We start from the raw sequence: 25,630 nt of genomic DNA, 5'->3' as shown, positions 1-25,630 counted from the left end.
TCCATTCTCCTACAGGGCTTCTGCGTCAGTTTCACCGGTACGGATCCGCATGACCTGTTCGACCGGTCCGACAAAGATCTTGCCGTCGCCGATCTGCCCGGTTTTCGCGGCCGCGGCGATGGCATCCACCACGCGGTCGGTGTCGCCGTCTTTCACGACGACTTCCACTTTCAGCTTGGGCAGAAAGTTCACGGCGTATTCGGCGCCGCGGTAGATTTCCGTTTGGCCTTTCTGCCGGCCGAAACCTTTCACTTCGCTCACGGTCAACCCTTCGATCCCGAGCGAGGTGAGCGCTTCTCTGACGGCGTCGAGCCGGAACGGCTTGATGACTGCCATAACTAGTTTCATCTGCTCTTCCCCTTTTTGACCTTTTGGCCTTTCGCGGCCATCCGGCGGTCCCATCCAGATCGCTCTTTCAAGGAGCTGCTGGCAAGGAACTGCCGGACGGCTGATGGGGTTTCATTTTCCAAGAAGCGTGCCGGTTTGCCGGAAGACGCCCTAAAGCGTTGAATCCGTTAAACGAATCTGAAGAATTGCCCGCAAAAGGGGCGCTGAGCAGAGCGCAAATATGCATAATATTTGTGCATAAACTTACCAATGATCAAAAAATATGCAGAAAATCAGTAAAGCGGAGTCGGAGTCCGCACTTTTCCTTTGAAATCGATCAGGTAAGCTTAGGCAAAAAGCAGGCGGGGGCCTTTCAGGGCGCGGCGCGCCTGCCCGCAAGCCAATGAACAAGAACAACCAACACCTGGGGAGGTGCGGAATGTCCGAAACGAAATCCATGTGGCCTGTCGCGGTCAATGCGGCGGCGGGCCTGTTTTTGGCAGGCGTGATCGTCTGGCAATTTGCCGGGGTGCCGGGCGGCGGCGAGGGCGAAGCGCCGATGCCGCAAATGACGTCAGCGCCGGAAGAAGAGATGGCCGCGCCGGAAGACGCTGGCGGGCAACAGGCAGCGCAGGAAGAAACGGGTCCGGCTGCTGTGACCGGCGCGCGCATCGCAAATGCCGACAGCGAGCCCGGTTCCTGGCTTGCCCATGGGCGCACCTATAGCGAACAGCGTTTCTCCCCGCTTGATCAGATCACGGATAAAAATGTCGATGAGCTGGCGCCGGCCTGGGTTTTCGAAACGGGCACGACGCGCGGTCTCGAAGCCTCGCCGCTCGTCATCGACGGCGTAATCTATACGACCGGCAATTGGGGCGTCGTCCATGCGCTCGATGCCAAGACCGGCGAAGAGCTATGGTCGTATGATCCCGAAGTACCGGGTGAGTGGGCGCGCTATGGTTGCTGCGACATCGTCAACCGGGGCGTTGCCGCCTGGGAGGGTAAGATCTTCGCGGCAAGCTTCGACGGGCGCCTTATCGCGCTCGATGCCAAGGACGGTTCCGTCATCTGGGAAAAGAACACCATTCCGGGCGCGCCTTACACGATCACCGGCGCGCCGCGCGTGGTGAAGGGCAAAGTCATTATCGGCAATGGCGGCGCGGAATATGGCGTACGCGGATATTTCAGCGCTTATGATGCCGATACCGGCGAGCAGCTCTGGCGCTTTTATACGGTGCCGGGCGATCCTTCCAAGCCGCTGGAATCGCCCGCGCTTGAAAAAGCGGTCGATACCTGGAAAGGCGGGCGCTGGTGGGAAGTCGGCGGCGGCGGCACGGTCTGGGATTCCATGGCCTATGACCCCGAGCTCGACACGCTTTATGTCGGCGTCGGCAATGGTTCGCCCTGGACCCGCGAAATCCGCTCGCCGGGCGGCGGGGACAATCTCTATCTTTCTTCGATCCTCGCCATCGATCCCGATACGGGCGACTTGAAATGGCATTACCAGACGACGCCAGGCGACAATTGGGATTATACCGCCACGCAGCACATTATTCTGGCCGACATGGAAATCGGCGGCGAAACGCGCAAAGTGCTGATGCAGGCGCCGAAGAACGGCTTCTTCTATGTGATCGACCGGGAAACGGGCAAGCTGATCTCGGCGGATAATTACATCACCGTCACCTGGGCGAGCCATGTCGACCTTGAAACGGGCCGTCCTGTGGAAAACCCGGCGCTGGCTTACGACAAGACGACGCAAGTGGTGCTGCCATCCGCCAATGGCGGGCATAACTGGCACCCGATGGCCTATAACCCGAATACGGGCCTCGTCTATATCCCGACGCAGGAAATCGCCGGCATCTATTCCCTGGAGCGGCAATGGCGCGAAGAGCGCGAATATGAGGTGAAGGAGAACTGGTGGAACCCGGGCCTCGACTGGGGCGATTATGTCGATGCGATCAACGCCATGGGCGAGATCCCGCTGGCCGCCGGTTATCTAAAAGCCTGGGACCCGGTGAAGCAGGAAGCGCGCTGGGTGGTCGATCTGCCTGCTCCGCTGAACGGCGGTGTTCTGACCACTGCCGGCAATCTCGTCTTCCAGGGCACGGCTGATGGGCGCTTCGTCGCTTATACGGCAGACCGGGGCGAGAAGGTCTGGGAAGCCGATATCCAGACCGGCATCATCGCCCCGCCGATTTCCTATGCGGTGGACGGCGAGCAATATATCGCGGTCATGGCGGGCTATGGCGGCGTCGGTATTGCCTCGGGCGATGCGCGCCAGACGGCGGCGGCCAAATATCAGAACGAGGGCCGTCTTCTCGTCTTCAAAGTCGGCGGCAAGGCCGACCTGCCGGAAGTCGCCATCAAGGATCAGTCGATCCCGCCGCATGAGCCTGTGGAGCTGACGGAAGAACAGCTGCGCAACGGCGAAGTCCAGTTCATGGCCCATTGCGGGCTTTGCCACGGCGCGCTTGCGATTTCCTCCGGTGTGGTGCCCGATCTGCGGCGCATGTCGCCGGCGGTGAAGGACAACTTCATGGAGATCGTGCGCGGCGGCATGCTGAAGGATCGCGGCATGGCAAGCTTCGGCGATCTTTTGAGCGAGCGCGATGTCAAAGACATCTATGGCTACATCATCAAGCGCGCACGTGAGGACCGGGACAGGCTGGCGCCCGCCAACTGACCTCTTGATCCTTATAAAGCGAATGGAGACGCCGCCGGTTTTCCGGCGGCGTTTTCTTTTGGGGTTTCAAGGATGCAGCACGCTTTCAAGGCAGCGGCCAAGGCGAAGGAGGCGCTCCTCGCCCTGCGGCGCGCGCATCGCCATGAGGCCCACGGGAAGGCCGAGCGCGTCTTTGCCCACAGGCAGCGTGATGGCGGAAAGGCCGAGCTGATTGCCGAGCGTCGTATTGCGCAGCGCGCTCACATTCGCCTTGCCGTAAGCGGCATCGTCTTCCATCAGCCCGTCTATGGGCGGCGGGCTGAGCGAGACGGTGGGCAGGAGCACGGCGTCATAGCCTGCCGTTTCTTCCAGGTAGAGGCGGCGGAGTTCCTCGCGCCTCTTCCATTTGGCGCCGAGCGCGGCGCTGTCCGGGCCCTTGCCCATGCGGAAGCGTTTCAGCACGGGCGCGAACATTTTCTCCGGCGCTTTCTCGATCGCTTCTCCCCAAAGCGCATAGGCTTCGGCGGCAAGGAGGTTCGGCGCCTGCCAGGTCAGAGCGTTCATCTCGTCCAGCACCGGCAGCTTGACTTCCTTGATATGGATGCCGCGTTTTGAAAAAAGACGCAGCGCGTGCTCCACCGCCTCGCCGATGCCGGGGCTCAAATCCTCAAAGCCGATGCCGCGGGCGATGAGCACATGGGTATCGCGTTTCCTCGGATGGGAAAGATCGGGCGTTTTGACGCCTGCCATGAGCGCGAAGATGAGCGCGGCGTCTTTCACATCTTTGGTGAGCGGGCCTGCGGTATCGAGGCTCGGGGAAAGCGGCACCGTGCCTTGCAATGAGATGCGCCCGGCGGTGGTCTTAAGGCCCGTCAGCCCGTTCCAGCTTGCCGGGATGCGCACCGAGCCGCCCGTATCCGTGCCGATGGACGCAGCGCAAAGCCCGCGGGCCAGCGCAACGCCTGCCCCCGACGAGGAACCGCCCGGCGCGCGCTCGCATGTTTCATCGAAAGGATTGGGCGGCGTGCCGAAATGTGGGTTGAGGCCGAGGCCGGAAAAGGCGAGCTCCGTCATGGTGGTCTTGGCCAATGTGACGAGGCCCGCGCGGGCGAGATTTTCGACAAGGACGGCGTCGCGGGCGGGCATGTTGCCGATGAGGAGCTTCGATCCGGCGGTGGTCTCGCAGCCTTTCGTGTCGAAAAGGTCTTTATAAGTGATGGGCACCCCGTCGAGGGGAGAGCGGCGCAGGCCGCGCTTTGCCCGCTCGGCGGCAGCCGCCGCCTCGGCCCGCGCGCGTGTCGTCAGGACGTGCGTAAAAATGCGCGGGGAAAACGGATCGGCCTCGATCCGCGCCAGAAAATACTCGGTCAGCTCACGCGGATCGAGCGCGCCTTTTTCGATTTCCGCGCCGAGCGCCCGCGCCGGTTTTTCGTGATACGTGCCGCTCATATGGTCCTCTTCTTCCGAACGCTCCTACAATCGGCGGCCCATGGCAAGCGCGAGAGCGGCAAATGGTTGCAGCGGTGGAAGCCCGCCCCGCTTTTGCTGGACATGGGCGCCCGATCGCGTGATTTTGGAGCCATGAGCACAGCGCAGAGCACTAAAAATCCCGAGATGTTCGATATCGCCGTCGTGGGCGGCGGTCTTGTCGGCCTGCCGCTGGCGCTCGGCTTCGCGCAGGCTGGGTTCAAGGTGGCGGTGATCGATGCGCAGGCGCCTGAAGACGTGGCGCGGGCGGAATTCGACGGGCGCGTTTCCGCGCTCTCCCCTGCCAGCCTTGCCATGTTCGGCCAGCTCGGCGTGCTGCCGCATCTTGAAAGCCAGCTTCAGCCTGTCACCGACATCATGGTGACGGATGGCAAAGTGGGCGGGCGCGCTGCGCCGTTCTTTTTGCATTTCGATGCGGCTGACAATGATACCGGTCCTCTCATGTCCATGGCCGAGAACCGGCATATCCGCATCGCCGCGCAAAAGGCGGCGGAGCGCGCGCCGGACACGCTTCATCAGATCGCGCCCGATGGGGCGGAAAGTTTTGCGCGCGATGCAGGCGGCGTCGATGTGCGCCTTGCCAGCGGCCGGGTGATCCGCGCGCGCCTTGCCGTTGCCGCCGATGGGCGCGCCTCGCGGCTGCGCGCCTTTGCGGGGCTGAAAACCGTCGGCTGGTCCTACGATCAAATGGGCATTGTGACGACGGTCGAACATGAGCTGCCTCATGACGGCACGGCGCAGGAATATTTCCTGCCCTCAGGTCCCTTCGCCATTTTGCCGATGCAAGGCAACCGTTCCTCGCTTGTCTGGAGCGAGAAGACGGCGCTTGCCAAAACCATCATGGCCATGGATGAGGATGGCTTTGCGCGTGAATGCGCAAAACGCTTCGGCGATTATCTGGGCGCGCACCGCCCGGTCGGGCCGCGCTGGTCCTACCCGCTCGGGCTGCAGCTTGCCCATGACTATGTGAGCGAGCGCATTGCCCTTGTCGGCGATGCCGCCCATGTGCTGCATCCGCTGGCAGGCCAAGGGCTCAATTGGGGTCTGAAAGATGCCGCCGCGCTTATCGAGGTGGCGGCGGAGACGGCACGGGTCGGGCTCGATATCGGCTCGCTCGCCGCGCTCGAGCGCTATCAGCGCTGGCGCCGCTTCGATGCGGTCTCGCTCGCGCTTGTTACGGACGGGCTCAACCGGCTCTTCTCCAACGATGTGGGCCCGCTCCGTCTCCTGCGCGATGTGGGTCTCGGGCTTGTCGGCAAGCTCGGCCCGGCCCGGCGCTTTTTGATGCGCGAGGCGGCGGGCGGCAGCGGCGATGTGCCGAAGCTCTTGAAGGGCGAGCCGGTTTAAAAAGGCGGCTTCGGGCTTAGCGGTTCAGGCCGCGCTTGGCGAGCTCGGCAAGATAGGTTTGCCATTTCTCGTTCTGGTTGGCGCCGAGCTCGTAAAGATAATCCCAGGTATAAAGGCCGCTATCGTGGCCATCGTCGAAGATCAGGCGCAGGGCATAATTGCCTACCGATTCCAGCGCCTCGATGCGCACGTGCTCCTTGCCGGGCACGATCTTCTTTTCATCGCCCCCATGGCCCTGCACTTCGGCGCTGGGGGATTCGACGCGCAGATATTCCGCAGGCAGATGAAACTGCGCACCGTCGTCAAAGGCGATTTCGAGAAGCTGTTCGCCTTTGTTCAAATTGACATCGGTCGGCCAAGGGCGTCCCTCACTCATGCCGGGCTGCTCTCTTCATCCAGGTTGCGTGCTTCTTCGGGCAGCATGATCGGAATGCCGTCGCGGATCGGATAGGCGAGGCGCGCCTTCTCCGAAATCAGCTCGCCGCGTTCCTTGTCATAGACAAGCGTGCCCTTGGTGACGGGGCAGACCAGAATTTCCAGAAGTTTGCGGTCGATGCCCGGCTGTGAATCGCCTGTCGCGTTTGCCATCTGTCCCTCCTGAGGACTATTGAAGGTTGGTGCCGTCTTCGCTGTCGCCCGCCAGCGCCATTTCGGTGAGCGCGATCAGCATCTGGTTGCGGTCTTCCAGGGTCTTGGCTTCGAGCAGCGCCTGTTTTTCCGCAGGGCCGTAAGGGCTGATGACGGAAAGCGAATTGACCAGCGTTTCGCTGCCCGAATTTTTGATCGCCTGCCAGTCGGCGCGCAGATCATAGCGCGTCAGATAGCGTTTGAGGACATCCAGAAGCCGCTCGCGGTCCACTTTGTCCGCGCCGGTATCGGCGTTGAGATCGTCCGCATAAGGGCCGAAATCGGCGCGTACCTGGCGGAACGGGGTGATCGTGTCGAGCTCTTCTTTCACTTTGAAGCGGCAAATGCCGGTCAGCGTGATGAGCACGCGCCCGTCTTCGGTCTCCGAAAAAGCGGTGATGCGCCCGGCGCAGCCGACCTGATGGATCGCAGGTTTTGCCGACGGATCGCCTTGCGCCGCCATGGCCTCCAGCCCGTCGGGCTGGATCATGCCGATCAGCCGGTCGCCCGCGAGCGCCGCATCCACCATGGCCAGATAGCGGGGCTCGAAAATGTTTAGCGGGATTTGCGTGCGCGGCAGAAGCAGCACCCCGGCGAGCGGAAAAACCGGGAGGCGCTCCGGCAAATCGGCCGGGCTCCGGTATCGGTCGATAAAGCTCATCGGCGGGCTGCTTTCATGATCGTTTCACTGGCCTCAGCTTCTCACATAGAGCTTAGCTGAAGAGGATCGAGGAAAGCCGCCGCCGGCCCGTCTTCGTCACTTCGTCCATCGGGCCGTAAGCTTCGAAAAGCTCGATCAGCTGGGTGCGGGCGGCTTCATCGTTCCATTTACGGTCATATGTAAGCAGGGTGAGCAGCTCGTCCACCGCCCCTTCCCGGTCGCCGCGGGCATTCTTGACCATGGCAAGCTCGAAACGGGCCTCGTGATCCTTCGGGTTCTCGGCAAGGCGTGCCTCAAGCGCGGAGGTATCGACGGAGGCGGCTTCCGCTGCCTTGTCGGCAAGCGCGATGGCGGCCTGGGCCGAGGAAATAGCCGCATGCTGGCGCTGTTCGGGCGGAGCGAGCTCCAGCGTCTGCTTGGCGCGCTCCACATCGCCGCTTTTCAAATAGCATTGGGCAAGGCCGGCAATGGCTTCCGGATTGCCGGGCTCGGCCTGCAGGCAGCCGGCGAAAAGCTGGCCGGCGCGGTTCAGATCGCCCGCTTCGAGCGCCTGATGGCCTGCTTCCAGCATCTGCTCGGCCGGGCTCGGGCCGACGGGGCCTGCCAAGCGCTCGATGAACTGTTTGAGCTGGCTTTCCGGCAGAACGCCCGTGAAGCCGTCCACGGGCTGGCCGTTTTTAAAGGCAAAGACGGCGGGAATGGATTGCACGCGCAGCTGCTGGGCGACTTCCGGGTGCTGGTCGATATCCATCTTGACGAGCCGCACCGCGCCGCCCGCATTCGTCACCAGCTTTTCCAGCATGGGGCCGAGCTGCTTGCAGGGGCCGCACCAGGGCGCCCAGAGATCCAGAATGACCGGCACTTCCATGGAGGCATCGAGCACATCCGCGGCGAAAGTCTCGGTCGTGGTGTCCTTGATCAGGGCGCCTTGGGGAGCGCCCGCACCGCCTGTCTGAGTTGGCATGACCGGTTCCATGAAACTGTCCTTTCTGGCCCCCGGCCGTGGCAGTCGTTTTCTTGGCAATCTGGGTTGAAAGCGCCGCTGGCAGGCGGCGCCTGGCCGGGTGTGTCCTAGGATGTAAAGCGGGAAGGCTTTTCCTGCAAGTCGGGGCTTTTTTTGGCGCTGACGCCCGTTCTCCCCTTTTGGTTTTGCGGCATGCGACGAATGTGGGCGGGGGAGGTCCGGAACGCCCGGATCGCCCGGATCGCCCATTGCGAAACGTCTATTTTGCTTTGATGTTCACCGTTTTTCAAAGCCCCCGGCCTTACGCTTAAGGCGAACCCGGCGGCTTGCCGCCGAGCCGAGGCATGAGGGCAGGCATGAAAGAAATCTTCTCCCGTATCCGCTTTTCCGACATCCGGATGACGACGAAAAGCGCCTTATTGGTCAGTATGTTAATGACGGTTCTGGTGGCGGCCATGGCGGTTTCCACCGAGTGGCAAATGGCCGGTGAAATCGAGCGTCAGGTGAATGCCAAGCAGCAGGATAATTTGCGCGTTGCGGCGAATGAGTTGCGTGAGGCGGTGCCCGAACTTAACGTTTCCTCCGATCACAATGGCGTGATCGATAAGCTCACCATGCCGGCTATTCCCGAGTTCAGCGACCATAAGCTGATCGACCGGATCGGTTATATGACGGGCGAGACGGTGACGGTTTTCGCCTTCGATAAGGCCTCGCAGGATTTCTGGCGCAAGACGACGAATATCGGCGCTTCGGCGGGCAGGCGCGCGGTCGGCACGCCGCTCGGCAAGGACGGCGCGGTCTATCCCGTGATCATGAAGGGGGAGACGTTCCGGGGCGAGGCGAACATTCTCGGCAAGGCCTATTACACGATCTACGAGCCGATCTACAATCCGGCGGGCGATATTATCGGTATTCTCTATGCCGGGGTCGAAAAGGCGGAAGTCGCCGTCATGCGCTCGAATGTGCGTGAGGGCATTTTCATCGTGGCCGGCATCGCGCTGCTTCTGACCATCGGTATCGCCGTCGTCTCTTTCCGGATGATGCTGCGCCCGCTGGTGGGCATCACCGAAACGATCAGCGAAGTGGCCAAGGGCCGCTCCGATATCGACGTGCCTTATTGCGGCCAGGCCGATGAGATCGGCCAGGTGGCGCAAGCCGTCGATGTGCTGCGTGAAAGCGTGGCCGAGCGCCAGCGCCTGCAGACCGAACAGCAGGAACTGGAGCGCAAAGCCGCCGAGGAACGCCAGCAGCTTCTGGCGGGTCTTGCCGGCGACATGGAAAGCCAGGTGGGCGGGGTCATCCGCCAGATCGCAGATGCGGTGCGCCAGATGCGTGAAGAAGCCCACGCCATGACGCGCCAGTCCGAAGAAACGGGCGCCACGGCGCAGGAAGTGACGGCGCAGGCCGATGCCTCCTCGCAGGATGTCTCGACCATGGCGGGCGCGGCCGAAGAGCTCTCAACTTCGATCGGCGAGATTTCCGGCAATGTGCGCGCGGCGGCAAATCTGGCGGACCGGGTGGCCGGTGAAAGCGGCGACACGTCCGGCAAGGTGGCCCATCTCATGGCCTCTGCCGACAGCATTTCGGAGATTATCGGCCTTATCAACGATATTGCCGAACAGACGAACCTGCTTGCCCTCAACGCCACGATCGAGGCGGCGCGGGCCGGGGAAGCGGGCAAGGGCTTTGCGGTGGTTGCCTCGGAAGTGAAGGCGCTGGCCGGTCAGACCACGAAAGCGACGGAGGAAATCGAGGCCAAGATCGCCGAGCTTGCCGCTGCCAGCCGGGAGGTGAGCGGGGCGATGGAAAGCATCCGACGCTCGATTACCGAGCTTGGCGAGAACACGACGGGCATTGCCTCCTCCGTCGAGCAGCAGGATGCGGTGACGCAGGAAATTTCCAACAATATCCAGCGCACTTCCGCCGGCTCGCAGGCCGTCTCCGGCGCCATTCAGACCGTGCGCCGTAATGCGGAGGAAACGAAAGAGTCCGCCGGCAAGCTGATGTCCGCCGTCGATCTCGTCTCCGGCCAGACCGATACGCTGGAACAGGCGATGGGAGGCCTTCTCGAACAGTTGCGCCGCAGCGCATAAAAAGCTCCAAGGGGCATTGGGGACGGGAAGGGGCGCTTGGCGATGCAGGCGCCCTTTTCTTTTCAGGCTTCTTGCCCGGCTTCATGTTCTGCTTCTTCGTCGAGCGCCATGAAAGTCACCTCATGGCCGCAATCGGCAAGGAAGGCCATGAAGTCTGTCTTTGAAATGGCGGTGGTGGCGCGGTTGTCGAGGGGGTGAAAATAAAGCCGCTCATGGGCCTGAAGCCCCTTATCGAAGACGGGCCGCACGCGGCGCTCTTTATCGTTGGCAAGCGCGAAGGGCGTCACGGAGCCCGGCTTGACGCCCAGCACCTCTTCCATTAGCTCGGCGCTCGCAAAAGAAAGCCGGGCGGCACCTTCCATGCGCTTATAAAGTTTGTTGAGGCGGATCCGCGTTTCCTCCAGCGCGACGATGAGCCAGAGCTGGCCGTCCCGGTCTTTCAGAAAGAGGTTCTTGAAATGCCCGCCCGGCGCCATGTCCCGCCGCCAGGCCTGGCTTTCCTCGACCGTGTGGAGCGGGGGATGCTCCACCGTCTCGGTTTCAAGGCCGAGGGAGGCAAGATGGGCGAGCAGGTCTTCCTTGCTGGTCAGCATGGGGTCTCTTCCGGTTTGAAAAGGCGCGGGCGGTTCGAAAAGGCGCGGGCCGCGTATGGGTGAGAAGATTTACGTTCCGGCCCCATTCTTTGTCAAAACCGGGCGCCTCTTGCCTCAAGTTGGAACGGCGGGCGGGCCGGGAGCGGCAAAAAAACCCCCGAATAGCCCGAAAATAGTGCCTAAATCGGGCTTGCAATCGCCCGCCGTCTCAGGCATATAACGGCCCTCGACAGCGCCTCGTTTGGGGCGTTTCTCCCGGTGGGCGGGCGTAGCTCAGGGGTAGAGCACAACCTTGCCAAGGTTGGGGTCGTGAGTTCGAATCTCATCGCCCGCTCCATTTTCTTCTCTTTCATTTAGCTGTTTCAAACGCCAGCGCTGCGGCGCGCATGGCGCTATCCGCGCTTACCCTTCCAGAATTTGGGCGATGGGGACTTCCTGCTGAAGCGTTTCGCCTTTGGCGAAGCGGGCAAGGTTGTCCAGGAAGAGCGTGTCGTTCTGAATTTCCGAGACGGGGCTCCAGGCGGCGCAATGGGCGGTAAGGCGCACGCGCGGATGTGCCCAGAAGGCGCTTTCGGCGGGCAGCGGCTCGGTTTCGAAAACATCGAGCAGCGCGGCGGCAGGTTTCGCTTCATCCAGCCCTTTTAAAAGCGCGGCTTCATCGACAAGCCCGCCCCGGCCGATATTGACGAGGATCGCGTCTTCTTTGAGGCGGGAGAGAAAATCCGCATTCACCAGATGACGCGTCGTCTCACCCAGCGGGCAGGCGAGCACGATGACATCCGTCTTGCCGAGCGCCTCATTCACCTCTGCCGGTGTGATGACTTCATCCGCCCCGGGCGAGGGCTTTGCCGTGCGGCGCACGCCGGTGACATGGGCACCGAAGCCTTGTGCCCGCGCGCCGATGGTAGAGCCGATATTGCCGAGTCCGATAACGAGCCAGTTCGTGCCCCAGACCGTGCGGAAGCCAAGGCGCTGCCATTTCTTTTCCGCCTGCGCGGCACGGCGCTCGGCAATGGGCTGCAATTCGGCCATGACGCTGGCCATCACATATTCGGCGATGGGAATGGAATGGGCGTTCGAATTGCAGAAGGCCTCCGTCTTCTTTGCGATGTCCTTGAAGATCGGATGATCGAAACCGGCGGCGCCCGACTGCACCCATTTGAGCTTTTCGCCCGCCAGCAATGTTTCGACGAACGGGAAGATGCTTTTCGTCATCAGGATGTCGGTGCTCAGCCAAGCGGCATCGGGCTTTGCGTCGCCCTTGGCGAGTGTTTTCCCTGCGTCCAGGATATCGCCTTCCGGTGTGACGATAAGCGGGGTGAAATCCGCGGTGATTTTCTTGGCCCGTTCCCCCACCCGTTCAAAAGCGGTCTCGCCCATCAACACGCGCATGATCTCTTCTCCCGTTTCACTCATTCATTTCTTGGCCCGAGTTATACCGTGCGAAGTCGGCTCTGTCTTGAACCTGTCATGGTGGCGCGCTACGCCGCATCTGCTTTTTAAGTTGCGCCGGCGCGCAAGATCGTCAGGCTAGGCGGGGGATCAAGGGGGAGCCATGAGCGCGCAAGAAGAAACCATCACACAACACAGCGATCACCTGACGGTGAGCGGCGGTACACCTGCCTCCTCGCTCGGGCGCTTTTCCTGGGCGATGTTCGATTTCGCCAACCAGCCTTATTACACGCTGATCACGACATTTATTTTCGCGCCCTATTTCGCCTCAGGCTTCATCGGCGATGCGGTGCGCGGCCAGGAGCTTTGGGGTTATACGCAGTCCATGGCCGGGCTCGTGATTGCGCTCGGCTCGCCCATCCTCGGTGCCATCGCGGACCAGACCGGCGCGCGCAAACCCTGGCTTGCGTTTTTCTCGCTTGTCTTTGCCGCTGCCATCTCCTGCCTCTGGTTCGCCATGCCCGGTGCGCCTGAGGGGGCGTTCTTCATCATGGGCGCGGTGGTGGTTGCCGCGTTTTCCATGGAATTTGCCATCGTCTTTAATAACGCCATGCTGCCGGCCATCGTGCCGGAAAAGAAGATGGGGCGGCTTTCCGGGTTTGGCTGGGGCATTGGCTATGTGGGCGGGCTCATCGCGCTTTTCATCGTGCTGCTTTTGATGGTAGCGAATGAAGAAACGGGCAAGACGCTGGCGGGCCTTACGCCCATTCTCGGGCTCGATCCGGCGCTGCATGAGGCGGACCGTTTTACCGGGCCGATGACGGGGCTCTGGTTTCTTCTTTTCATTCTGCCGCTCTTGCTTTTCACGCCCGATGCGCCGCGCACGCGCATGAAGCTTGCCGATGCCGCGCGCAAAGGGCTCGCGCAGCTCGGCCACACGCTTTCAAGCCTCGGGCGCTTCCGCAACATCGCGCTCTTTCTGATTTCGCGCATGGTCTATTATGACGGGCTGGCGGCGATCTTCGCGTTCGGCGGCATTTATGCGGCGGGCACATTCGGCTGGCGGATCGAGACGCTGGCAATTTTCGGCATCGTGCTTTCCGTCTTCGCTGCCATCGGGGCTTTCATCGGCGGGCGGCTTGACGATGCGATCGGCTCGAAGCGCACCATCGTTATCTCCGTGACGGGTCTCGTGCTTTCGGTGCTGCTAGCCGTTTCGATCACCCGTGATGAAATTTTCTTTGTCATTGCCGTGCCGCCGGTGGAGCCGGGCGGGGCGCCGTTCTCGTCCCTTGCCGAGCAGGTCTATCTCGTCTCCGGTATTCTGATCGGGGTATTCGGCGGGCCGGCGCAGGCCGCCTCGCGCACGCTGCTTGCGCGCCTTGCGCCCGCCTCGATGATGACGGAGTTCTTCGGCCTTTATTCGCTCTCGGGTAAAGCAACGAGTTTCATCGCGCCTTTCGCGATTGCCGTTGCCACGGGGATTTATGAAAGCCAGCGCGCGGGCCTTGCCGTGATCATCGGCTTTCTCCTTGTCGGTCTTCTCGGTCTTCTCTTCGTGCGTGAAGAACGCAGCGCGGCGCTTTAAAGGGCAGCTTTCTTCTTTGCGCGTCCTGTGCTCCACTCGTTTGAAGGCGTTCGGCAGAAACGCCTTTAAGGGAGGGGAATGTGGCGGACCAGGACCAGAAGGCGGAGCCGGTGCGCGTGCAGGTGCCGGGGCAGGCAAGCGCGCAGCTTCTATCGGCAACGGGGCTCGAGGCGGCGGATAGCAAAGGCCAGCTTGCCTGGGCGGGCTTTGAATGGGCGCGCAATCCTTATGTGATCCTCATCACGATCTATATTTTTGCGCCTTACTTCTCGAGCACGGTGGTGGGCGATCCCGTACGCGGCCAGGCGATCTGGGGCCATATCAACGGCATTGCCGGGTTCATTATCGCGATCTTCGGCCCGCTTTTAGGCGCGATTGCGGATAGAGGCGGGCGGCGCAAGCCCTGGCTTGCCGCTTTCGTGCTCTCCATGGGCTTTGCTACTTTCTGCCTCTGGTTCGCGCTGCCGATGAATGCGGGGATCGGCATTCTGGGCGCGGCGGCGGCGGTGATCATCGCTAATGTCTCTTTCGAGTTTTCCGCCGTCTTTCACAATTCCATGCTGCCGCATATCGCGCCGCAGAAAAAACTCGCGGGGCTTTCCGGCCTCGGTCTCGCGCTCGGTAATCTCAGTTCCCTCCTCATTCTGATTTTCATGCTGATTGCCTTCATGCTGCCGGGGGCGGTGCCGTGGAGCTTCATTCCCGAGGTGCCGATTTTCGGCCTCGATACAAGCGCTCATGAAAACAGCCGCATTGCCGGGCCCATTGCCGCGCTTTGGCTTTTGATCTTCGCCGTGCCGCTTTTCCTTTTCACGCCGGATGCAAAGGCAACGGGGCTTTCCCCCAAAGGCGCGGTGCGCGAGGGGGTGAAGACGGTCTGGCGCACGGTGAAGGGGCTGCGTCACTATCGCAATATCGCGCTCTATCTCATCGCGCGGATGCTTTACAATGACGGTAAGACGGCGGTGCTGATTTTCGGCGGGGTCTATGCGGCAGGGGTTTTCGGCTGGGGGCCGCTGGCGCTGACGATATACGGCGTGGTGCTTTCTATCTTCGCGGTGCTGGGCGGCTTCGTCGGCGGCTGGCTCGACAATCATCTGGGCTCGCGCAATGCCATTCTCACTTCGATCGGCTTTACCTCGCTCGGTGTGGTGCTGGCCGTTTCCATGACGCCGCAGGAAATGTTTTTCATCTTCCCTTACGATGCGGCGACCGCCGCCCCGCTTTGGGATCTGCCTTTCTTCCGCACTTTGCCGGAACTTCTTTATGTTTGCGTCGTCATTCTCGTCGCGATTTTCATTACCGCGGCCTATGCCAATTCCCGCACCATGCTGGCGCGCATTGCGCCCGTCTCCAAGATGTCGGAATTTTTCGGGCTCTATGCGCTGTCGGGTACGGCGACGGCGTTTCTCGGCCCGCTGCTCGTGGGGGTTGCCACTTCCGCATTTCACAGCCAGCGCGCCGGTTTCGCCTCCGTGCTTTTGCTCCTTGGCGGCGGCATGGCGCTGATGCTTTTCGTGCGCGAGGAACGGGCGGAAGCGGTGGAAGATGAAATTTAAAGGTGCCAGCCTTTTTCGATGATCCAGGAAATTTCTTTTTCCAGATTGGCGGCAAAGCGGTAGGCGCTCATTTCTTCCGGGGCCATCCAGGCATAGGCGCTGTGCTCGGCTGAAAGGCGCACCCTCTCTTCTTCCGTGCGGGCAAGGAAGGAGAGGCCGACGACCTTCGTGCCGCCTGCTTCATAATCCCAGACGGTGAGCGGGCGGATTTTTTGCGGGGCCAGTCCCGTTTCCTCGCGCACTTCGCGCGTAAGGCCTTGGCGCGCGTCTTCGCCAGGCAAAAGGCGGCCGCCGGGAATGTCCCAGTAGCCGCCATATTCTTCATCGTTTTCCTGGCGCTTCAGGATCAAGAGTTTCCCCGCGCGCCAGATATGCGCTTTAACGGCAATGGCATGGGTGGCTCCGCGTTCCATGATTGCCCATGCCTTTAGTGGCGGAAGTGGCGCATGCCGGTCATGACCATGGCGAGGTCTTTTTCATCCGCCGCCGCGATCACTTCTTCATCGCGCATCGAGCCGCCCGGCTGAATGACGGCGGTGGCGCCGGCTTCCGCTGCAGACAAAAGCCCGTCGGCAAAGGGGAAGAAGGCATCGGAGGCAACGACCGAGCCCTTGGTCAGCGCTTCGGCCTCGCCTGCCTCGCGGGCCGCGTCTTCGGATTTGCGTGCGGCGATGCGCGCCGAATCCACGCGGCTCATCTGGCCTGCGCCAATGCCCACGGTGGCGCCGTTCTTGGCATAGATGATGGCGTTCGATTTCACATGTTTGCAGATGCGGAAGGCGAATTTCAGATCCGCTAGTTCCTGCGCGCCCGGCTTGCGCTTGGTGACGACTTTAAGGTCGAGATCGTCGATCACACCATTATCGCGGGTCTGAGCAAGAAAGCCGCCGGCCACGGTTTTCACGAAAAGGCCCGGCGCGCGCGGGTCGGGCAGGCCGCCCGTGACCAGCAGGCGCAGGTTCTTCTTCGCGCCGATGATCTTGCGCGCCTCTTCGTCGGCGTCGGGGGCGATGATGACTTCGGTGAAGATCTTGGCGATCTCTTCCGCCGTTTCCCCGTCCAGCGTGCGGTTGAGTGCGATGATGCCGCCAAAGGCCGAAACCGGATCGCATTTCAGCGCCTTGCGGTAGGCTTCGGCGAGCGAGCCGTCCATCGCGACGCCGCAAGGATTGGCGTGTTTGATGATGGCGACGGCGGCGGTTTCTTCCGGGTTGAATTCGGCGACGCATTCAAAGGCGGCGTCCGTGTCGTTGATATTGTTGTAGGACAGCTCCTTGCCCTGCACCTGCTCGGCGGTGGCAACGCCCGGGCGGTTTTCGCCGGTGACATAGAAGCTTGCCTTCTGGTGCGGGTTCTCACCGTAGCGCAGCGATTGTTTGAGCGTGCCGCCGATGGCGCGGTAGGTCGGCGCTTCTTCTTTCAGCGCATCCGCGAACCAGTTGGAGATGGCGGCGTCATAAGCGGCGGTGCGCGCATAGGCTTTATGGGCAAGGGCGCGGCGGGTCTTCATCGTCGTGCCGCCTTCTTCCGTAATCTCGGCGATCACCTGCGCATAATCGGCGCCGTCCACCAGCACGGTCACATAGTCGTGGTTCTTTGCCGCGGCGCGGATCATGGCCGGGCCGCCAATGTCGATATTTTCGACGCAGGTTTCGTAATCCGCGCCCTTCGCCACGGTTTCCTCGAAGGGATAAAGATTGACCGCTAGAAGGTCGATGCGGGCAATGCCATGCACTTCCATGGAGGACTTGTGATCCTCATTGTCCCGCACGGCCAGAAGCCCGCCATGCACCATGGGGTGCAGGGTCTTCACCCTTCCGTCCATCATTTCCGGAAAGCCCGTCAGGTCCGAGACGTCCTTGACCGGCAGGCCCGCTTCCTTGATCGCCCGGGCGGTGCCGCCGGTGGAGACCAGCTCGATGCCCGCCTCATTGAGGGCGGCGGCGAATTCGATCAGCCCCGTCTTGTCGGAAACGGAGATCAGCGCCCGGCGGATGGGCTGAATATCGGCTGCTTTGGCGTGCGGCATGATTGGCTCATTTGTTGGCGGGAGGACAATTGAGGAGGGCGATAGCATGAAAGCGCGTCCCGCGCCAAGCGGGCGGGGCCTGCCTGCGGCAATCCTGCCATTTATGTGAAGGGTGAACCTTAGTCCGATACCGGGGAGGCGGGGGTCAGTTCCGGGAATTCCGGCACTTCGGCCTCCTCGCCCTTTGCGGGGCGGGCGTTCGAGAGCCGCCGCCAGGCCCATTGCACCTTCGCCTCGTCCTTGAAGACATGGCCGGAGACGACGATCTGCTCGGAGCGGCGGGTGGTTTCGCCGCCGCCCAGATAGACGCTGTCTTCGAGCGCGAGCGTGCTTTCCCCGCCGCCCAGCACCCTTGCGCGGAACTGCCAGCCGTCCCCGTTCGGCAGCATGACGAGCACATTGGAGCCGTCATGGGCAAGCGAGGCGCGCGCTTCCGGGTGCAGATGAAAGCGCAAGGCAAAGGCTTCGCCCTCGGTCTTCTTTTTCCAGTAATCGGGATGCCAGGGCGGGGTGTCGTCGTCGGTAACGCGCAGGAGATGGTCTTCCCCGCGCAAATCCTCGCCGTTGGCGGCAAGGAAGAGCCGGCGGCCATGGATCAGGCCGAAAAGCTTCTGATAGCCGTTATGGCTCGCCTCCAGCCAAATCCCGTCCGCCGTTTCGTTGCGCCGGCTTTCCACCCGGCTCGGCCCTTCCATGAGCCGGGGCCCGAGCAGGAGATGGGCCATCGCGCCTTGCGTGAAGCGGGCCGAGGAGGTGTCGTTGACCACCATGGTCGAATGAGCGGCGGTTGCCCGGCTCGCCGCGCGCCAGTCCGGGCCGAAAAGGCGTGTGTCGCCGCAATTGACGACGAGGCGGCAGCGCCCGGCGCTCAGTTCAAAGGAAAGGCAGCCGGCATGACTGTCATGGGAATAGCGGCCGGGCGGCGGCGGGCCGGTATCGATAAGGAGCGTCGATTTGCCCGCCGAGAGGCGCTGATAGCCCGAATGGGGCGCAAAGCCGAAAGGCTTGCCCTTCGTGTCGTCATAGGCGAGTACCGCATCGATCGCCCCGTCCGGGCCTTCGTTCGAGCCGTTGAAAAGCGCCAGCTTGCTGTCGCCGTGCCGGAAGAAGCGCAGCATCGGCATCATCCTGTCGATGGCGTTGCGCACATCCATCGGCACTTCCTGGCGCCTTGCGATCAGCGCTTCGCGCAGCGAGACGAGATCCAGTAGGATGGAAAGCTGAGCGGCGGGGCTGCGGCTGATATGGCCGCCATCGGGCAGGATCTGCTCGCGCAGCTCCCGGCAGACCAGGGCAAGGCCCTTGGCGAGCCGCTTCGGCCCGTCGGAAAGGCAGAGGCCGGAAAAGGCAAGGCCGAGCGCCGCGGTAAGCCGCGGCTCGCCCGCCGGGGCGCCGCCTGCCACGCGGGCGAGATGACGGGCCTGACTTGCCATATTGCGCAGGAGCGTCGAGCGGTAGACGAGTTCACTGTCTTCCATGATCAGCCGGCCATTGGCGACCCAGGAGATGAGCCGGCGGCCGATGACATGGGGGCGCCAGGCAATGGGATGCCAGCGCCCGCTTGTGGCGATCCAGTCTTCGATGAGCAGCCGTGCGAATTGGCGCGCATGGGCATCGCCCCGGGCGGAAAGGTGCCGGGCCCAGGAAAAGCCGTGCAGTTCCTCGGCCCAGGTTTCGCTCGGCGGTTCCGCCAAAAAAGGCGAGGTGTCGGTGACGCGCACCTGGCCGCCCGGCAGGTCGAAGCGGCCATGCATGAGAGCGGCGCCCTTGTCGGCGCGGCCGGGGCGCAGGTCTTTGGGGTAATGGACCATATGGTCCGGCATCGGCCCGCGCAGCGTGAGGCCATAGGCGCGGGTGCCGTAAATATAAGCGAGCGCATGATCGAGCGTGCGCCGGGCCGCGGCGACAATCAGGTCCGCCGTCCGGTTGCCCGGGGGCATGATGTGATGTTCGGACCGGGCGCCTTTGGTCGGCGCGCGTGATGCGGCAAGCTCTTCGCTCAAGGCCTAAACCCGCTTCGTGCGGCTCCCTCGCTCAAGGCCTTCGGCGCTGGTTCAGCCGCGCAGGGCCTTGATATTACTCGCATAGGCGGACGGGCCGCCTTTAAAGGTGGCGGTGCCCGCAACCAGGACATCCGCGCCTGCAGCGATGACGCGCGGCGCGGTTTCCATATTGATGCCGCCATCCACTTCCAGGTCGATCGCTTTTCCGGTGGCGTCGATGCGGCGGCGCAGTTCCTCGATCTTCGGCAGGCTCGATTCGATGAAAGACTGCCCGCCGAAGCCCGGATTAACGCTCATTACGAGAATGAGGTCCAGATCTTCCAAAATCGGGTCGATCACATTCAGCGGCGTGGCCGGGTTGAGCGAGAGGCCCGCTTTCAGGCCCCGCGCCTTGATCGACTGAATGGTGCGGTGGATATGGGCGCCCGCTTCCGGATGAAAGGTGATGATGTCGGCGCCCGCATCGGCAAAGGCATCGATATAAGGATCGACCGGGGCAATCATGAGATGCACGTCGAAGGTCTTTTTCGAGTGCGGCCGGAGCGCTTTGACGACATTCGGGCCGATCGTGATGTTGGGGACGAAATGCCCGTCCATGACATCGACATGGATGTAATCGGCGCCGGCCTCGTCGATGGCCCGCACTTCCTCACCCAGACGGGCGAAATCGGCGGACAGGATGGACGGGGCGATCTTGATGCTCTGGCTCATTTACTCGTGCTGCCTAAGGGGTCTTTCTCTTAAGGTCCATGCTTAACAGCGCGATTCCGGGCGCGCAAGCAAACTTGGCGCAAGGGCCGGGGCCTGTGCCTGCCGGTCATCGGCCGTAATCTTCAGACAAAAAGCGGAGCCTTCAGACAAAAAACGGGCGGCGCCGAGAAGGAGAGGCGCCGCCCGGAAGCGCTGAGCGCGTTTCAGGGGGTGAGGTTATTCACTGACGATCGCGCGCAGCATCCAGATCGCTTCTTCGTGCTTTTCGAGGCGCTGGGTGAGGAGGTCGTCCGTCGCCTTGTCGCCGGCGCTGTCGGCATGTTCGGCGGCATTGCGCAGCCGGCGCACGATTTTCTCGTGATTGTCGATGAGCTGGTGGATCATTTTGTCCGCCGCGGCCGGGTTTTCCTGCTCCTTGATGGAGGAAAGCTCGGAAACCTCGGACAGGCTCTGCGGCGCGAAATGGCCGAGCGCGCGGATCCGTTCCCCCAAATCGTCGAGAGCGGCGAAAAGATCCTCGTAATGCTCTTCGGTGAGCTTGTGGAGGCCGTAGAAATGCGGGCCGACCACATTCCAGTGGAAGCCCTGGGTCTTGACGAGCAGCACCCAGGTATCGGCCAGAACGCCGCCCAGCGCATCGGCGAGCTTCTTGCGTTCTTCATCCTTGATGCCGGTATGAATATGGGATTCGCGGGGGCTTTCTTTCAGGGCAGCAACCTTACTCATGACGTTCTCCTTCATCTTCTTGCCGGCCTGCCAGGGGCGGGAGGAGAGTGCCCCGGGGCCGGAAGTGACTGGATCATTCACAAGCAAGAACGCTTCTAAAGAAACCTTGTTCCCCAATAAAATCAGTATCTTAGGCTAGCTTTTGAAGCCTGGCGGCATAAAAGCCGTCAAGCCCGCCAAGGCTTTCGAAATGGGCGGGCAGGGTGCGCAGATCGCCCTGCGCCGTGATGAGCGGGGCCAGGGCATCCGCGTCTTCGCCAAGCTCGCCGGGCGCAATGGGCAGGCGGGCAATGTCCTTGCGGTTGCGCAGCAGCTTTTCGATCTGCGCCGGGCCTTCGGCTTCTTCCAGCGAGCAGGTGCAATAGATGAGCGTGCCGCCGGGGGCGAGGAAGCCGAGTGCCTTGCTTAGGAGGCGGAATTGCAGATCGGCAAGTTTGGCGATGTCTTCGGCGCTTTTCAGATGCAGCACATCCGGGTGACGCCTTGCGGTGCCCGTCGCCGAGCAGGGAGCATCGAGCAGAATAAGCGGGTAGCTGCGCTCCGGTTTCCAGCGCAAGGCGTCCGCACTCACAAGGTCGGCCTCAAGGGAAAGGCGTTTCAGGTTTTCACGGATGCGGGCAAGGCGGCTTGCCGATTTATCGAGCGCGGTCACATGGGCACCTGCCGCGGCAAGCTGGGCGGTCTTGCCGCCGGGTGCGGCGCATAGATCGAGCACGTCTTTGCCTTTTACATCGCCCAGCATTTTGGCGGGTAGCGCCGCGGCGGCATCCTGCACCCACCAGCCGCCCGCTTTAAAGCCGGGCAGTTTTTCAACCGCGGCGGTTTTGGCAAGGCGCACGCTGCCCGTCGGCAGAACCGTGCCCTCCAGCCGCGCGGCCCAGCCTTTGGCGTCTTCCTTTACCGAAAAATCGAGCGGCGGCTCTTTCAGATGCGCGCTTGCAATGGCGCGCGCGGTCTCTTCCCCGTAAGCGCGCTGCCAGCTTTCCCAGGCCCAGGCGGGGGTATTCAGCTTTTCCGCGTCTTGGCCTTCCACAATTTCTTTGCCCTCCCGGTCGATGCGCCGGGCAATGGCATTGACGAGATTTTTGAGCGGGCGCGTCTTGTGATCGAGCGCGGCGGCGCCAACGGCGGCATTGACCGCCGCATGGGGTTTGACACCGAGAAAAAGGAGCTCGGCGGCAGCGGCGACCAAAATGACCCCCCCGCGCTTGGCCCGCTCCGGCAGCGGCTTGTCGAGAAACTTTGTCAAAAGCGCCTCGATCTGGCCGAGCCGGCGCAGGCTGGTGGCGGCAATGGCGCGGGCAAAAGCGCGGTCTCTCGTTTCGAGCGCGCCCAGCATGGGCTCGCAGGCAAGGAGCGCCTCATCCAGCGAGATCCGGTCGAAAAGCACCCTTGCGATCAGCTCATGGGCGGCGACGCGCGCGGGCACCCCGCTTGTCTGGCGGGATTTGACCGGAGCCGGGGACTTTTGGTTCTTCTTGCCGGGTTTGTCCGTCATGGCGCTCTCACTCGTTTCTGAGCGCGGTTAGAGCATATGGCAGGGCGCAGGCCAAGGGGGCATTGGCGGGGTTCACCTTCCCTTTAATTCGTCTGTAAGCAGATGGACCCCTCTGCGATCACCGCTACGTGACTTGGCCAGTCCACCTTCAGGCGGGAAAATCGGAAGGGATAAGAAAATAGATACGCTTTTCTGAAAACCTTTTCCCCATGTCTGTTGCCGTTTCCAACGCCTCTCTTCCGCTTTCCTTTGAAACCGAGCGCCTGCGTCTTCGCCAGTGGCGGGCGGAAGATGTTGCTCCGCTTGCCCGCCTTCATGCCGATCCCGATATGATGCGCTATATGATCGGCGGCGCGGTGAGCGCGGATGAAAGCTGGTCCGTCATCGCTTTGATGATCGGCCATTGGCATTTACGCGGCTACGGGCTTTGGGCGGTGGAAGAAAAAGCAAGCGGCGCGTTTCTCGGCCGGCTCGGGCTTTGGTATCCGGATGGCTGGCCGGGGCTCGAACTTTCCTGGTTCATCGACAAAACCCATTGGGGCAAGGGCTATGCGAGCGAGGGGGCGCGCGCCTGCCGGGACATGGCCTTCCGGGCGCTGGGGCCCGATGAGATCTGTTCGATCATCCATCCGGAAAACGCCGCCTCACGCCGCGTTGCCGAAAAGCTCGGTGAACGTGAGGCCCGCTCCATCGATGTGGGCGGCACGGATTTTCTCATCTATGCCATGAGCCGGAAAGACTGGCAGGCGCTTTAAGCCGCCCCGCCTCTCATTCAGCCCCAGGGACGTTTGGGCGCGCTTGTGCCGAGCCCGGCCATTTCCATCAGCTTTGCCACGCGGTTCGCCGTGGCCGGGTGCGTCGAAAAAAGGCTGTCGCGCTTATGGGCATGCAGCGGGTTGATGATGAACATATGGGCAGTGGCGGGATTGCTCTCGGCCGGTTCATTGTCGATGCGGGAAGCGCCCTGCTCGATCTTTTTCAAAGCCGAGGCGAGCCATTGCGGGCGTCCGCAAATTTCCGCGCCGCCTGCATCGGCGGAATATTCGCGGGTGCGCGAGATCGCCATTTGCACGAGGGCGGCGGCGAGCGGAGCGAGGATCATCATCAAGATGACACCGACAATGCCGAGCGGGTTGTTGCGGCTGCCGCCGAAAAAGAGCGCGAAATTCGCCAACATGGAAATCGCCCCGGCGATGGTTGCCGTCACGGTCATGATCAGCGTGTCGCGGTTCTTGATATGGGCAAGCTCATGGGCCATGACGCCGGCAAGCTCTTCGGGCTCAAGCATCCGGATGAGCCCGGTGGTGGCGGCGACGGCGGCGTTTTCCGGATTGCGGCCTGTGGCAAAAGCGTTCGGCTGGTCGGTCTCGATGATGAAGGTGCGCGGCATGGGAAGGTCTGCATTGGCGGCAAGCTGGCGGACGATGCGCACGAATTCCGGCGCGGCGGCCTCGTCCACCTCGCGCGCGCCATACATGCGCAGCACCATCTTGTCGGAATTCCAATAGGCAAAGAGGTTCATGCCGCCGGCAAGGAGCAGCGCGAGAAGCATGCCTGCCTCGCCGCCCAGCATGAAGCCGATCCCCATGAAAAGTGCCGTCATGGCGGCAAGCAGCATGCCCGTTTTGACCATATTCATTTGCCGGACCTCTATCCGATAAGCGTTCTTCTTTTTGCCCGATTCTTACCCGACGCTTGCCTTCTCCGGCAGAACGCCGATAGGAAGCTGGACGCCGCTGGGGCATCTTTCTATATGTTGGAGCGTGATGAGCAATTCAAGCGAGACAGAGACGGGCGCGCCCGAAGAGGCCCCGCTTTCGGAAGAAGAAAGACGCAAGCTTTTGCCGCCCGCGGCTCAGCGGGCGCTTGCGGAAGCCGATGCGCGCCGCGCCGAACGCGCAGCGCAGGAGGCGGCGCGTCCGCGCGAGCTTGGCGGCCAGGACGGGCCGGAGCCGACCCGCTACGGGGACTGGGAAAAGAAAGGGATCCTGAGCGATTTCTGAACGCCCGACCCGGTTTGCCACGGCAGCGCTCATGCTCGGTGTCCTGCTGGGCGTGGCCGGGTTCTGCGCTCTCGTTCTCTGGAACCTGCCCGCCCCTTACAATCCCTTCGCCCCGCTCGAACTTTCCCATGAGCCCACCTTCGCAACGCCTTTGAAACAGCGCTGGATTGCGGGCGATCCGGCGGCCTGCCGCGCGGTGATGGAGAAGGAGGCGGCGCGTAAGGACGGAATTTCCTATGCCCATGACGCCATCATTTCCAAACGGGAAGGCTGCGGCGCGCTTCATGCGCTGCGGCTCCTTCAAGGCAAGCTGAATTACGGCGGCGGCGTGCGCCTTGCCTGCCCGGCCATGGTCTCGCTGCTTCTCTGGGAGCGCCATGAGGTGATGCCCGCCGCCGAAGAGGTTCTTTCAAGCCAGGTCAAACGCGTTTTGCATTACGGCACCTATTCCTGCCGCAACGTCAATAATGCCGAAGAAGGCCGGCGCTCGAAACATGCCAGCGCCGCAGCGATCGATGTGGCGGGGTTCGAGCTGAGAGACGGGCGGCGGATCACCGTGCTGGAAGACTGGGGCAAGGAAACGCCGGAAGGAGAGTTTCTCGCCCGCGTTCATGAAGGGGCCTGCGGGCTTTTCGGCGGGGTGCTCGGCCCCGACTACAACGACCGGCACAAAGACCATTTCCATTTCGAGTTGAGCGGCTGGGGCTATTGCCGCTGATCTGGCGCCCCTAGCCCGCTTGCCGCTTTCCGGGCTGGCGCTAAAACCGTCATTCTCGTATAAATCGAGCATGAGACGATTTTCCCTCATAGCGGGCGTGTGCGCTTTTCTATTTTTGACGGCTTTCGGGCCGAATGCGCCCGCACGCGCGGCGGAAACGCTTGCAGGCCCCGTTCCTGCCGAAGTCGTGCGGGTGGTGGATGGGGACACGCTCGATGTGCGGGCGCGCATCTGGCTCGGGCAGGATGTTTTCGTGCGGGTACGTCTTGCCGGGATCGACACGCCGGAGCTGCGCGGTAAATGCCCCGATGAAAAGGAAAAGGCCCGCGCCGCCAAGGCTTGGCTCTCCCGGGTGGAGGGTAAGGCCGTCGCACTTTCGGGCATTCATTACGGCAAATATGCCGGCCGGGTGCTGGCGCATGTCCGCGAGGCGGAGCTCGGCGATCTTGCCGAGCGGCTGACCGCCGCCGGTTTCGCGCGGCCTTACGAGGGCGGGGCGCGGGCGGGGTGGTGCGGCGTCAGCTAGGTGTTCGAAACTACACCCCGGTTCACCAGTTTCTAACCTTTCAGGTTGTATTGTCCGTGTGGGGATGAGGTTGGGGTTGTAAGAGGCAAGCCATAGGCGTGCCGATTATCGCCCT

Annotated in this window: 24 protein-coding genes and 1 tRNA gene; 10 read left to right on the top strand and 15 right to left on the bottom strand. The window is 62.3% G+C overall.

The annotated features are described in order from the left end of the window. Positions 1–9 precede the first annotated feature (9 nt). Positions 10–348 (bottom strand): P-II family nitrogen regulator, encoded by a 339-nt coding sequence (locus ACOQOT_RS16455; protein ID WP_045442278.1) that lies wholly within the window; start codon positions 346–348, stop codon positions 10–12. 418 nt (positions 349–766) lie between these two features. Between ACOQOT_RS16455 and ACOQOT_RS16450 the strand changes: the two genes are divergently transcribed. Then, positions 767–3,010 (top strand): PQQ-dependent dehydrogenase, methanol/ethanol family, encoded by a 2,244-nt coding sequence (locus ACOQOT_RS16450; RefSeq protein WP_420560239.1) that lies wholly within the window; start codon positions 767–769, stop codon positions 3,008–3,010. 66 nt (positions 3,011–3,076) lie between these two features. On the opposite strand, the gene ACOQOT_RS16445 is transcribed toward ACOQOT_RS16450, so the two are convergent. Next, the gene (locus ACOQOT_RS16445) at positions 3,077–4,438 is read right to left on the bottom strand and encodes an amidase (protein ID WP_420560238.1); all 1,362 of its coding nucleotides are present in this window, start codon (positions 4,436–4,438) and stop codon (positions 3,077–3,079) included. 132 nt (positions 4,439–4,570) lie between these two features. On the opposite strand from ACOQOT_RS16445, the gene ACOQOT_RS16440 reads away from it, so the two are divergent. Continuing rightward, on the top strand, positions 4,571–5,824 hold the full coding sequence (locus ACOQOT_RS16440) for an FAD-dependent monooxygenase (protein WP_420560237.1): 1,254 nt from the start codon (positions 4,571–4,573) through the stop codon (positions 5,822–5,824). Positions 5,825–5,840: 16 nt separating this feature from the next. On the opposite strand, the gene ACOQOT_RS16435 is transcribed toward ACOQOT_RS16440, so the two are convergent. From ACOQOT_RS16435 to trxA, 4 genes are read right to left on the bottom strand one after another with little or no spacing between them, the layout of a single operon-like run. Further along, positions 5,841–6,200, bottom strand: a complete 360-nt coding sequence (locus tag ACOQOT_RS16435; RefSeq protein ID WP_420560236.1) for a gamma-butyrobetaine hydroxylase-like domain-containing protein — start codon at positions 6,198–6,200, stop codon at positions 5,841–5,843. Then, positions 6,197–6,412, bottom strand: coding sequence for a Trm112 family protein (locus tag ACOQOT_RS16430; protein WP_045441767.1), 216 nt, complete (start codon positions 6,410–6,412; stop codon positions 6,197–6,199). The genes ACOQOT_RS16435 and ACOQOT_RS16430 overlap by 4 nt, the downstream gene beginning before the upstream one ends. Positions 6,413–6,428: 16 nt before the next feature. Further along, on the bottom strand, positions 6,429–7,112 hold the full coding sequence (locus tag ACOQOT_RS16425; RefSeq protein WP_420560235.1) for an LON peptidase substrate-binding domain-containing protein: 684 nt from the start codon (positions 7,110–7,112) through the stop codon (positions 6,429–6,431). Between the two features lie 52 nt (positions 7,113–7,164). Then, complete coding sequence (gene trxA / locus ACOQOT_RS16420; protein WP_420560234.1) at positions 7,165–8,088, bottom strand: thioredoxin; 924 nt, start codon at positions 8,086–8,088, stop codon at positions 7,165–7,167. 344 nt (positions 8,089–8,432) lie between these two features. Between trxA and ACOQOT_RS16415 the strand changes: the two genes are divergently transcribed. Then, a complete protein-coding gene (locus ACOQOT_RS16415; protein ID WP_420560233.1) occupies positions 8,433–10,169 on the top strand; it encodes a methyl-accepting chemotaxis protein in 1,737 nt (578 codons plus the stop codon). Positions 10,170–10,231: 62 nt separating this feature from the next. On the opposite strand, the gene ACOQOT_RS16410 is transcribed toward ACOQOT_RS16415, so the two are convergent. Further along, positions 10,232–10,762 (bottom strand): prolyl-tRNA synthetase associated domain-containing protein, encoded by a 531-nt coding sequence (locus ACOQOT_RS16410; RefSeq protein ID WP_420560232.1) that lies wholly within the window; start codon positions 10,760–10,762, stop codon positions 10,232–10,234. 262 nt (positions 10,763–11,024) lie between these two features. On the opposite strand from ACOQOT_RS16410, the gene ACOQOT_RS16405 reads away from it, so the two are divergent. Beyond that, positions 11,025–11,099: transfer RNA gene (locus tag ACOQOT_RS16405), tRNA-Gly, on the top strand. A 65-nt stretch (positions 11,100–11,164) separates the two neighbouring features. Here ACOQOT_RS16405 and ACOQOT_RS16400 read toward each other — a convergent pair. Next, entirely contained in the window at positions 11,165–12,178 is a 1,014-nt protein-coding gene (locus tag ACOQOT_RS16400) for a D-2-hydroxyacid dehydrogenase (protein WP_420560231.1), read from the bottom strand. A 139-nt stretch (positions 12,179–12,317) separates the two neighbouring features. Between ACOQOT_RS16400 and ACOQOT_RS16395 the strand changes: the two genes are divergently transcribed. Both ACOQOT_RS16395 and ACOQOT_RS16390 read left to right on the top strand, forming a co-directional pair. Next, positions 12,318–13,742, top strand: a complete 1,425-nt coding sequence (locus ACOQOT_RS16395) for an MFS transporter (RefSeq protein WP_420560230.1) — start codon at positions 12,318–12,320, stop codon at positions 13,740–13,742. 80 nt (positions 13,743–13,822) lie between these two features. Beyond that, the gene (locus ACOQOT_RS16390) at positions 13,823–15,301 is read left to right on the top strand and encodes an MFS transporter (RefSeq protein ID WP_420560229.1); all 1,479 of its coding nucleotides are present in this window, start codon (positions 13,823–13,825) and stop codon (positions 15,299–15,301) included. On the opposite strand, the gene ACOQOT_RS16385 is transcribed toward ACOQOT_RS16390, so the two are convergent. The 6 genes from ACOQOT_RS16385 to ACOQOT_RS16360 form a co-directional block, all read right to left on the bottom strand. After that, entirely contained in the window at positions 15,298–15,714 is a 417-nt protein-coding gene (locus ACOQOT_RS16385; RefSeq protein ID WP_420560228.1) for an NUDIX domain-containing protein, read from the bottom strand. The genes ACOQOT_RS16390 and ACOQOT_RS16385 overlap by 4 nt on opposite strands. A gap of 14 nt (positions 15,715–15,728) precedes the next feature. Then, entirely contained in the window at positions 15,729–17,330 is a 1,602-nt protein-coding gene (gene purH / locus ACOQOT_RS16380) for a bifunctional phosphoribosylaminoimidazolecarboxamide formyltransferase/IMP cyclohydrolase (protein ID WP_420560227.1), read from the bottom strand. A 119-nt stretch (positions 17,331–17,449) separates the two neighbouring features. Continuing rightward, positions 17,450–19,333, bottom strand: a complete 1,884-nt coding sequence (locus tag ACOQOT_RS16375; RefSeq protein WP_420560226.1) for a heparinase II/III family protein — start codon at positions 19,331–19,333, stop codon at positions 17,450–17,452. Between the two features lie 51 nt (positions 19,334–19,384). After that, complete coding sequence (gene rpe / locus ACOQOT_RS16370; protein ID WP_420560225.1) at positions 19,385–20,044, bottom strand: ribulose-phosphate 3-epimerase; 660 nt, start codon at positions 20,042–20,044, stop codon at positions 19,385–19,387. A gap of 216 nt (positions 20,045–20,260) precedes the next feature. Next, entirely contained in the window at positions 20,261–20,770 is a 510-nt protein-coding gene (locus ACOQOT_RS16365) for a Dps family protein (protein WP_420560224.1), read from the bottom strand. A 130-nt stretch (positions 20,771–20,900) separates the two neighbouring features. Then, positions 20,901–22,268 carry an RsmB/NOP family class I SAM-dependent RNA methyltransferase gene (locus tag ACOQOT_RS16360; protein WP_420560223.1) on the bottom strand — a complete coding sequence of 456 codons (1,368 nt, stop codon included), beginning with the start codon at positions 22,266–22,268 and terminating at the stop codon, positions 20,901–20,903. A 209-nt stretch (positions 22,269–22,477) separates the two neighbouring features. Here ACOQOT_RS16360 and ACOQOT_RS16355 point away from each other — a divergent pair, with 209 nt between their 5' ends. Next, the gene (locus ACOQOT_RS16355) at positions 22,478–23,023 is read left to right on the top strand and encodes a GNAT family N-acetyltransferase (RefSeq protein WP_420560222.1); all 546 of its coding nucleotides are present in this window, start codon (positions 22,478–22,480) and stop codon (positions 23,021–23,023) included. Between the two features lie 17 nt (positions 23,024–23,040). Here ACOQOT_RS16355 and htpX read toward each other — a convergent pair whose 3' ends face one another. Beyond that, positions 23,041–23,907, bottom strand: a complete 867-nt coding sequence (gene htpX, locus ACOQOT_RS16350; RefSeq protein ID WP_420560221.1) for a zinc metalloprotease HtpX — start codon at positions 23,905–23,907, stop codon at positions 23,041–23,043. A 127-nt stretch (positions 23,908–24,034) separates the two neighbouring features. Here htpX and ACOQOT_RS16345 point away from each other — a divergent pair, with 127 nt between their 5' ends. From ACOQOT_RS16345 to ACOQOT_RS16335, 3 genes are all read left to right on the top strand, one after another. Then, on the top strand, positions 24,035–24,271 hold the full coding sequence (locus ACOQOT_RS16345) for a DUF1674 domain-containing protein (RefSeq protein ID WP_420560220.1): 237 nt from the start codon (positions 24,035–24,037) through the stop codon (positions 24,269–24,271). 31 nt (positions 24,272–24,302) lie between these two features. Then, entirely contained in the window at positions 24,303–24,989 is a 687-nt protein-coding gene (locus tag ACOQOT_RS16340; RefSeq protein ID WP_420560219.1) for an extensin family protein, read from the top strand. A 70-nt stretch (positions 24,990–25,059) separates the two neighbouring features. After that, complete coding sequence (locus tag ACOQOT_RS16335) at positions 25,060–25,515, top strand: thermonuclease family protein (protein ID WP_420560218.1); 456 nt, start codon at positions 25,060–25,062, stop codon at positions 25,513–25,515. Positions 25,516–25,630 lie beyond the last annotated feature (115 nt).

The organism is Tepidicaulis sp., from assembly GCF_965222285.1.
GTDB lineage: Bacteria > Pseudomonadota > Alphaproteobacteria > Parvibaculales > Parvibaculaceae > Tepidicaulis.
Note: the sequence above shows the minus strand (reverse complement) of the source record. Positions and strands in the feature narration are given on the sequence as shown.

What these genes read in the sequence shown, in the direction of transcription:
- ACOQOT_RS16360 (WP_420560223.1), bottom strand. Translation starts at nt 22,268, where the DNA reads ATGACGGACAAACCCGGCAAGAAGAACCAAAAGTCCCCGGCTCCGGTC.
- htpX (WP_420560221.1), bottom strand. Translation starts at nt 23,907, where the DNA reads ATGAATATGGTCAAAACGGGCATGCTGCTTGCCGCCATGACGGCACTT.
- ACOQOT_RS16345 (WP_420560220.1), top strand. Translation starts at nt 24,035, where the DNA reads ATGAGCAATTCAAGCGAGACAGAGACGGGCGCGCCCGAAGAGGCCCCG.
- ACOQOT_RS16365 (WP_420560224.1), bottom strand. Translation starts at nt 20,770, where the DNA reads ATGAGTAAGGTTGCTGCCCTGAAAGAAAGCCCCCGCGAATCCCATATT.
- ACOQOT_RS16410 (WP_420560232.1), bottom strand. Translation starts at nt 10,762, where the DNA reads ATGCTGACCAGCAAGGAAGACCTGCTCGCCCATCTTGCCTCCCTCGGC.
- ACOQOT_RS16395 (WP_420560230.1), top strand. Translation starts at nt 12,318, where the DNA reads ATGAGCGCGCAAGAAGAAACCATCACACAACACAGCGATCACCTGACG.
- purH (WP_420560227.1), bottom strand. Translation starts at nt 17,330, where the DNA reads ATGCCGCACGCCAAAGCAGCCGATATTCAGCCCATCCGCCGGGCGCTG.
- trxA (WP_420560234.1), bottom strand. Translation starts at nt 8,088, where the DNA reads ATGGAACCGGTCATGCCAACTCAGACAGGCGGTGCGGGCGCTCCCCAA.
- rpe (WP_420560225.1), bottom strand. Translation starts at nt 20,044, where the DNA reads ATGAGCCAGAGCATCAAGATCGCCCCGTCCATCCTGTCCGCCGATTTC.
- ACOQOT_RS16400 (WP_420560231.1), bottom strand. Translation starts at nt 12,178, where the DNA reads ATGAGTGAAACGGGAGAAGAGATCATGCGCGTGTTGATGGGCGAGACC.
- ACOQOT_RS16385 (WP_420560228.1), bottom strand. Translation starts at nt 15,714, where the DNA reads ATGGAACGCGGAGCCACCCATGCCATTGCCGTTAAAGCGCATATCTGG.
- ACOQOT_RS16415 (WP_420560233.1), top strand. Translation starts at nt 8,433, where the DNA reads ATGAAAGAAATCTTCTCCCGTATCCGCTTTTCCGACATCCGGATGACG.
- ACOQOT_RS16445 (WP_420560238.1), bottom strand. Translation starts at nt 4,438, where the DNA reads ATGAGCGGCACGTATCACGAAAAACCGGCGCGGGCGCTCGGCGCGGAA.
- ACOQOT_RS16450 (WP_420560239.1), top strand. Translation starts at nt 767, where the DNA reads ATGTCCGAAACGAAATCCATGTGGCCTGTCGCGGTCAATGCGGCGGCG.
- ACOQOT_RS16335 (WP_420560218.1), top strand. Translation starts at nt 25,060, where the DNA reads ATGAGACGATTTTCCCTCATAGCGGGCGTGTGCGCTTTTCTATTTTTG.
- ACOQOT_RS16340 (WP_420560219.1), top strand. Translation starts at nt 24,303, where the DNA reads ATGCTCGGTGTCCTGCTGGGCGTGGCCGGGTTCTGCGCTCTCGTTCTC.
- ACOQOT_RS16355 (WP_420560222.1), top strand. Translation starts at nt 22,478, where the DNA reads ATGTCTGTTGCCGTTTCCAACGCCTCTCTTCCGCTTTCCTTTGAAACC.
- ACOQOT_RS16430 (WP_045441767.1), bottom strand. Translation starts at nt 6,412, where the DNA reads ATGGCAAACGCGACAGGCGATTCACAGCCGGGCATCGACCGCAAACTT.
- ACOQOT_RS16440 (WP_420560237.1), top strand. Translation starts at nt 4,571, where the DNA reads ATGAGCACAGCGCAGAGCACTAAAAATCCCGAGATGTTCGATATCGCC.
- ACOQOT_RS16455 (WP_045442278.1), bottom strand. Translation starts at nt 348, where the DNA reads ATGAAACTAGTTATGGCAGTCATCAAGCCGTTCCGGCTCGACGCCGTC.
- ACOQOT_RS16435 (WP_420560236.1), bottom strand. Translation starts at nt 6,200, where the DNA reads ATGAGTGAGGGACGCCCTTGGCCGACCGATGTCAATTTGAACAAAGGC.
- ACOQOT_RS16425 (WP_420560235.1), bottom strand. Translation starts at nt 7,112, where the DNA reads ATGAGCTTTATCGACCGATACCGGAGCCCGGCCGATTTGCCGGAGCGC.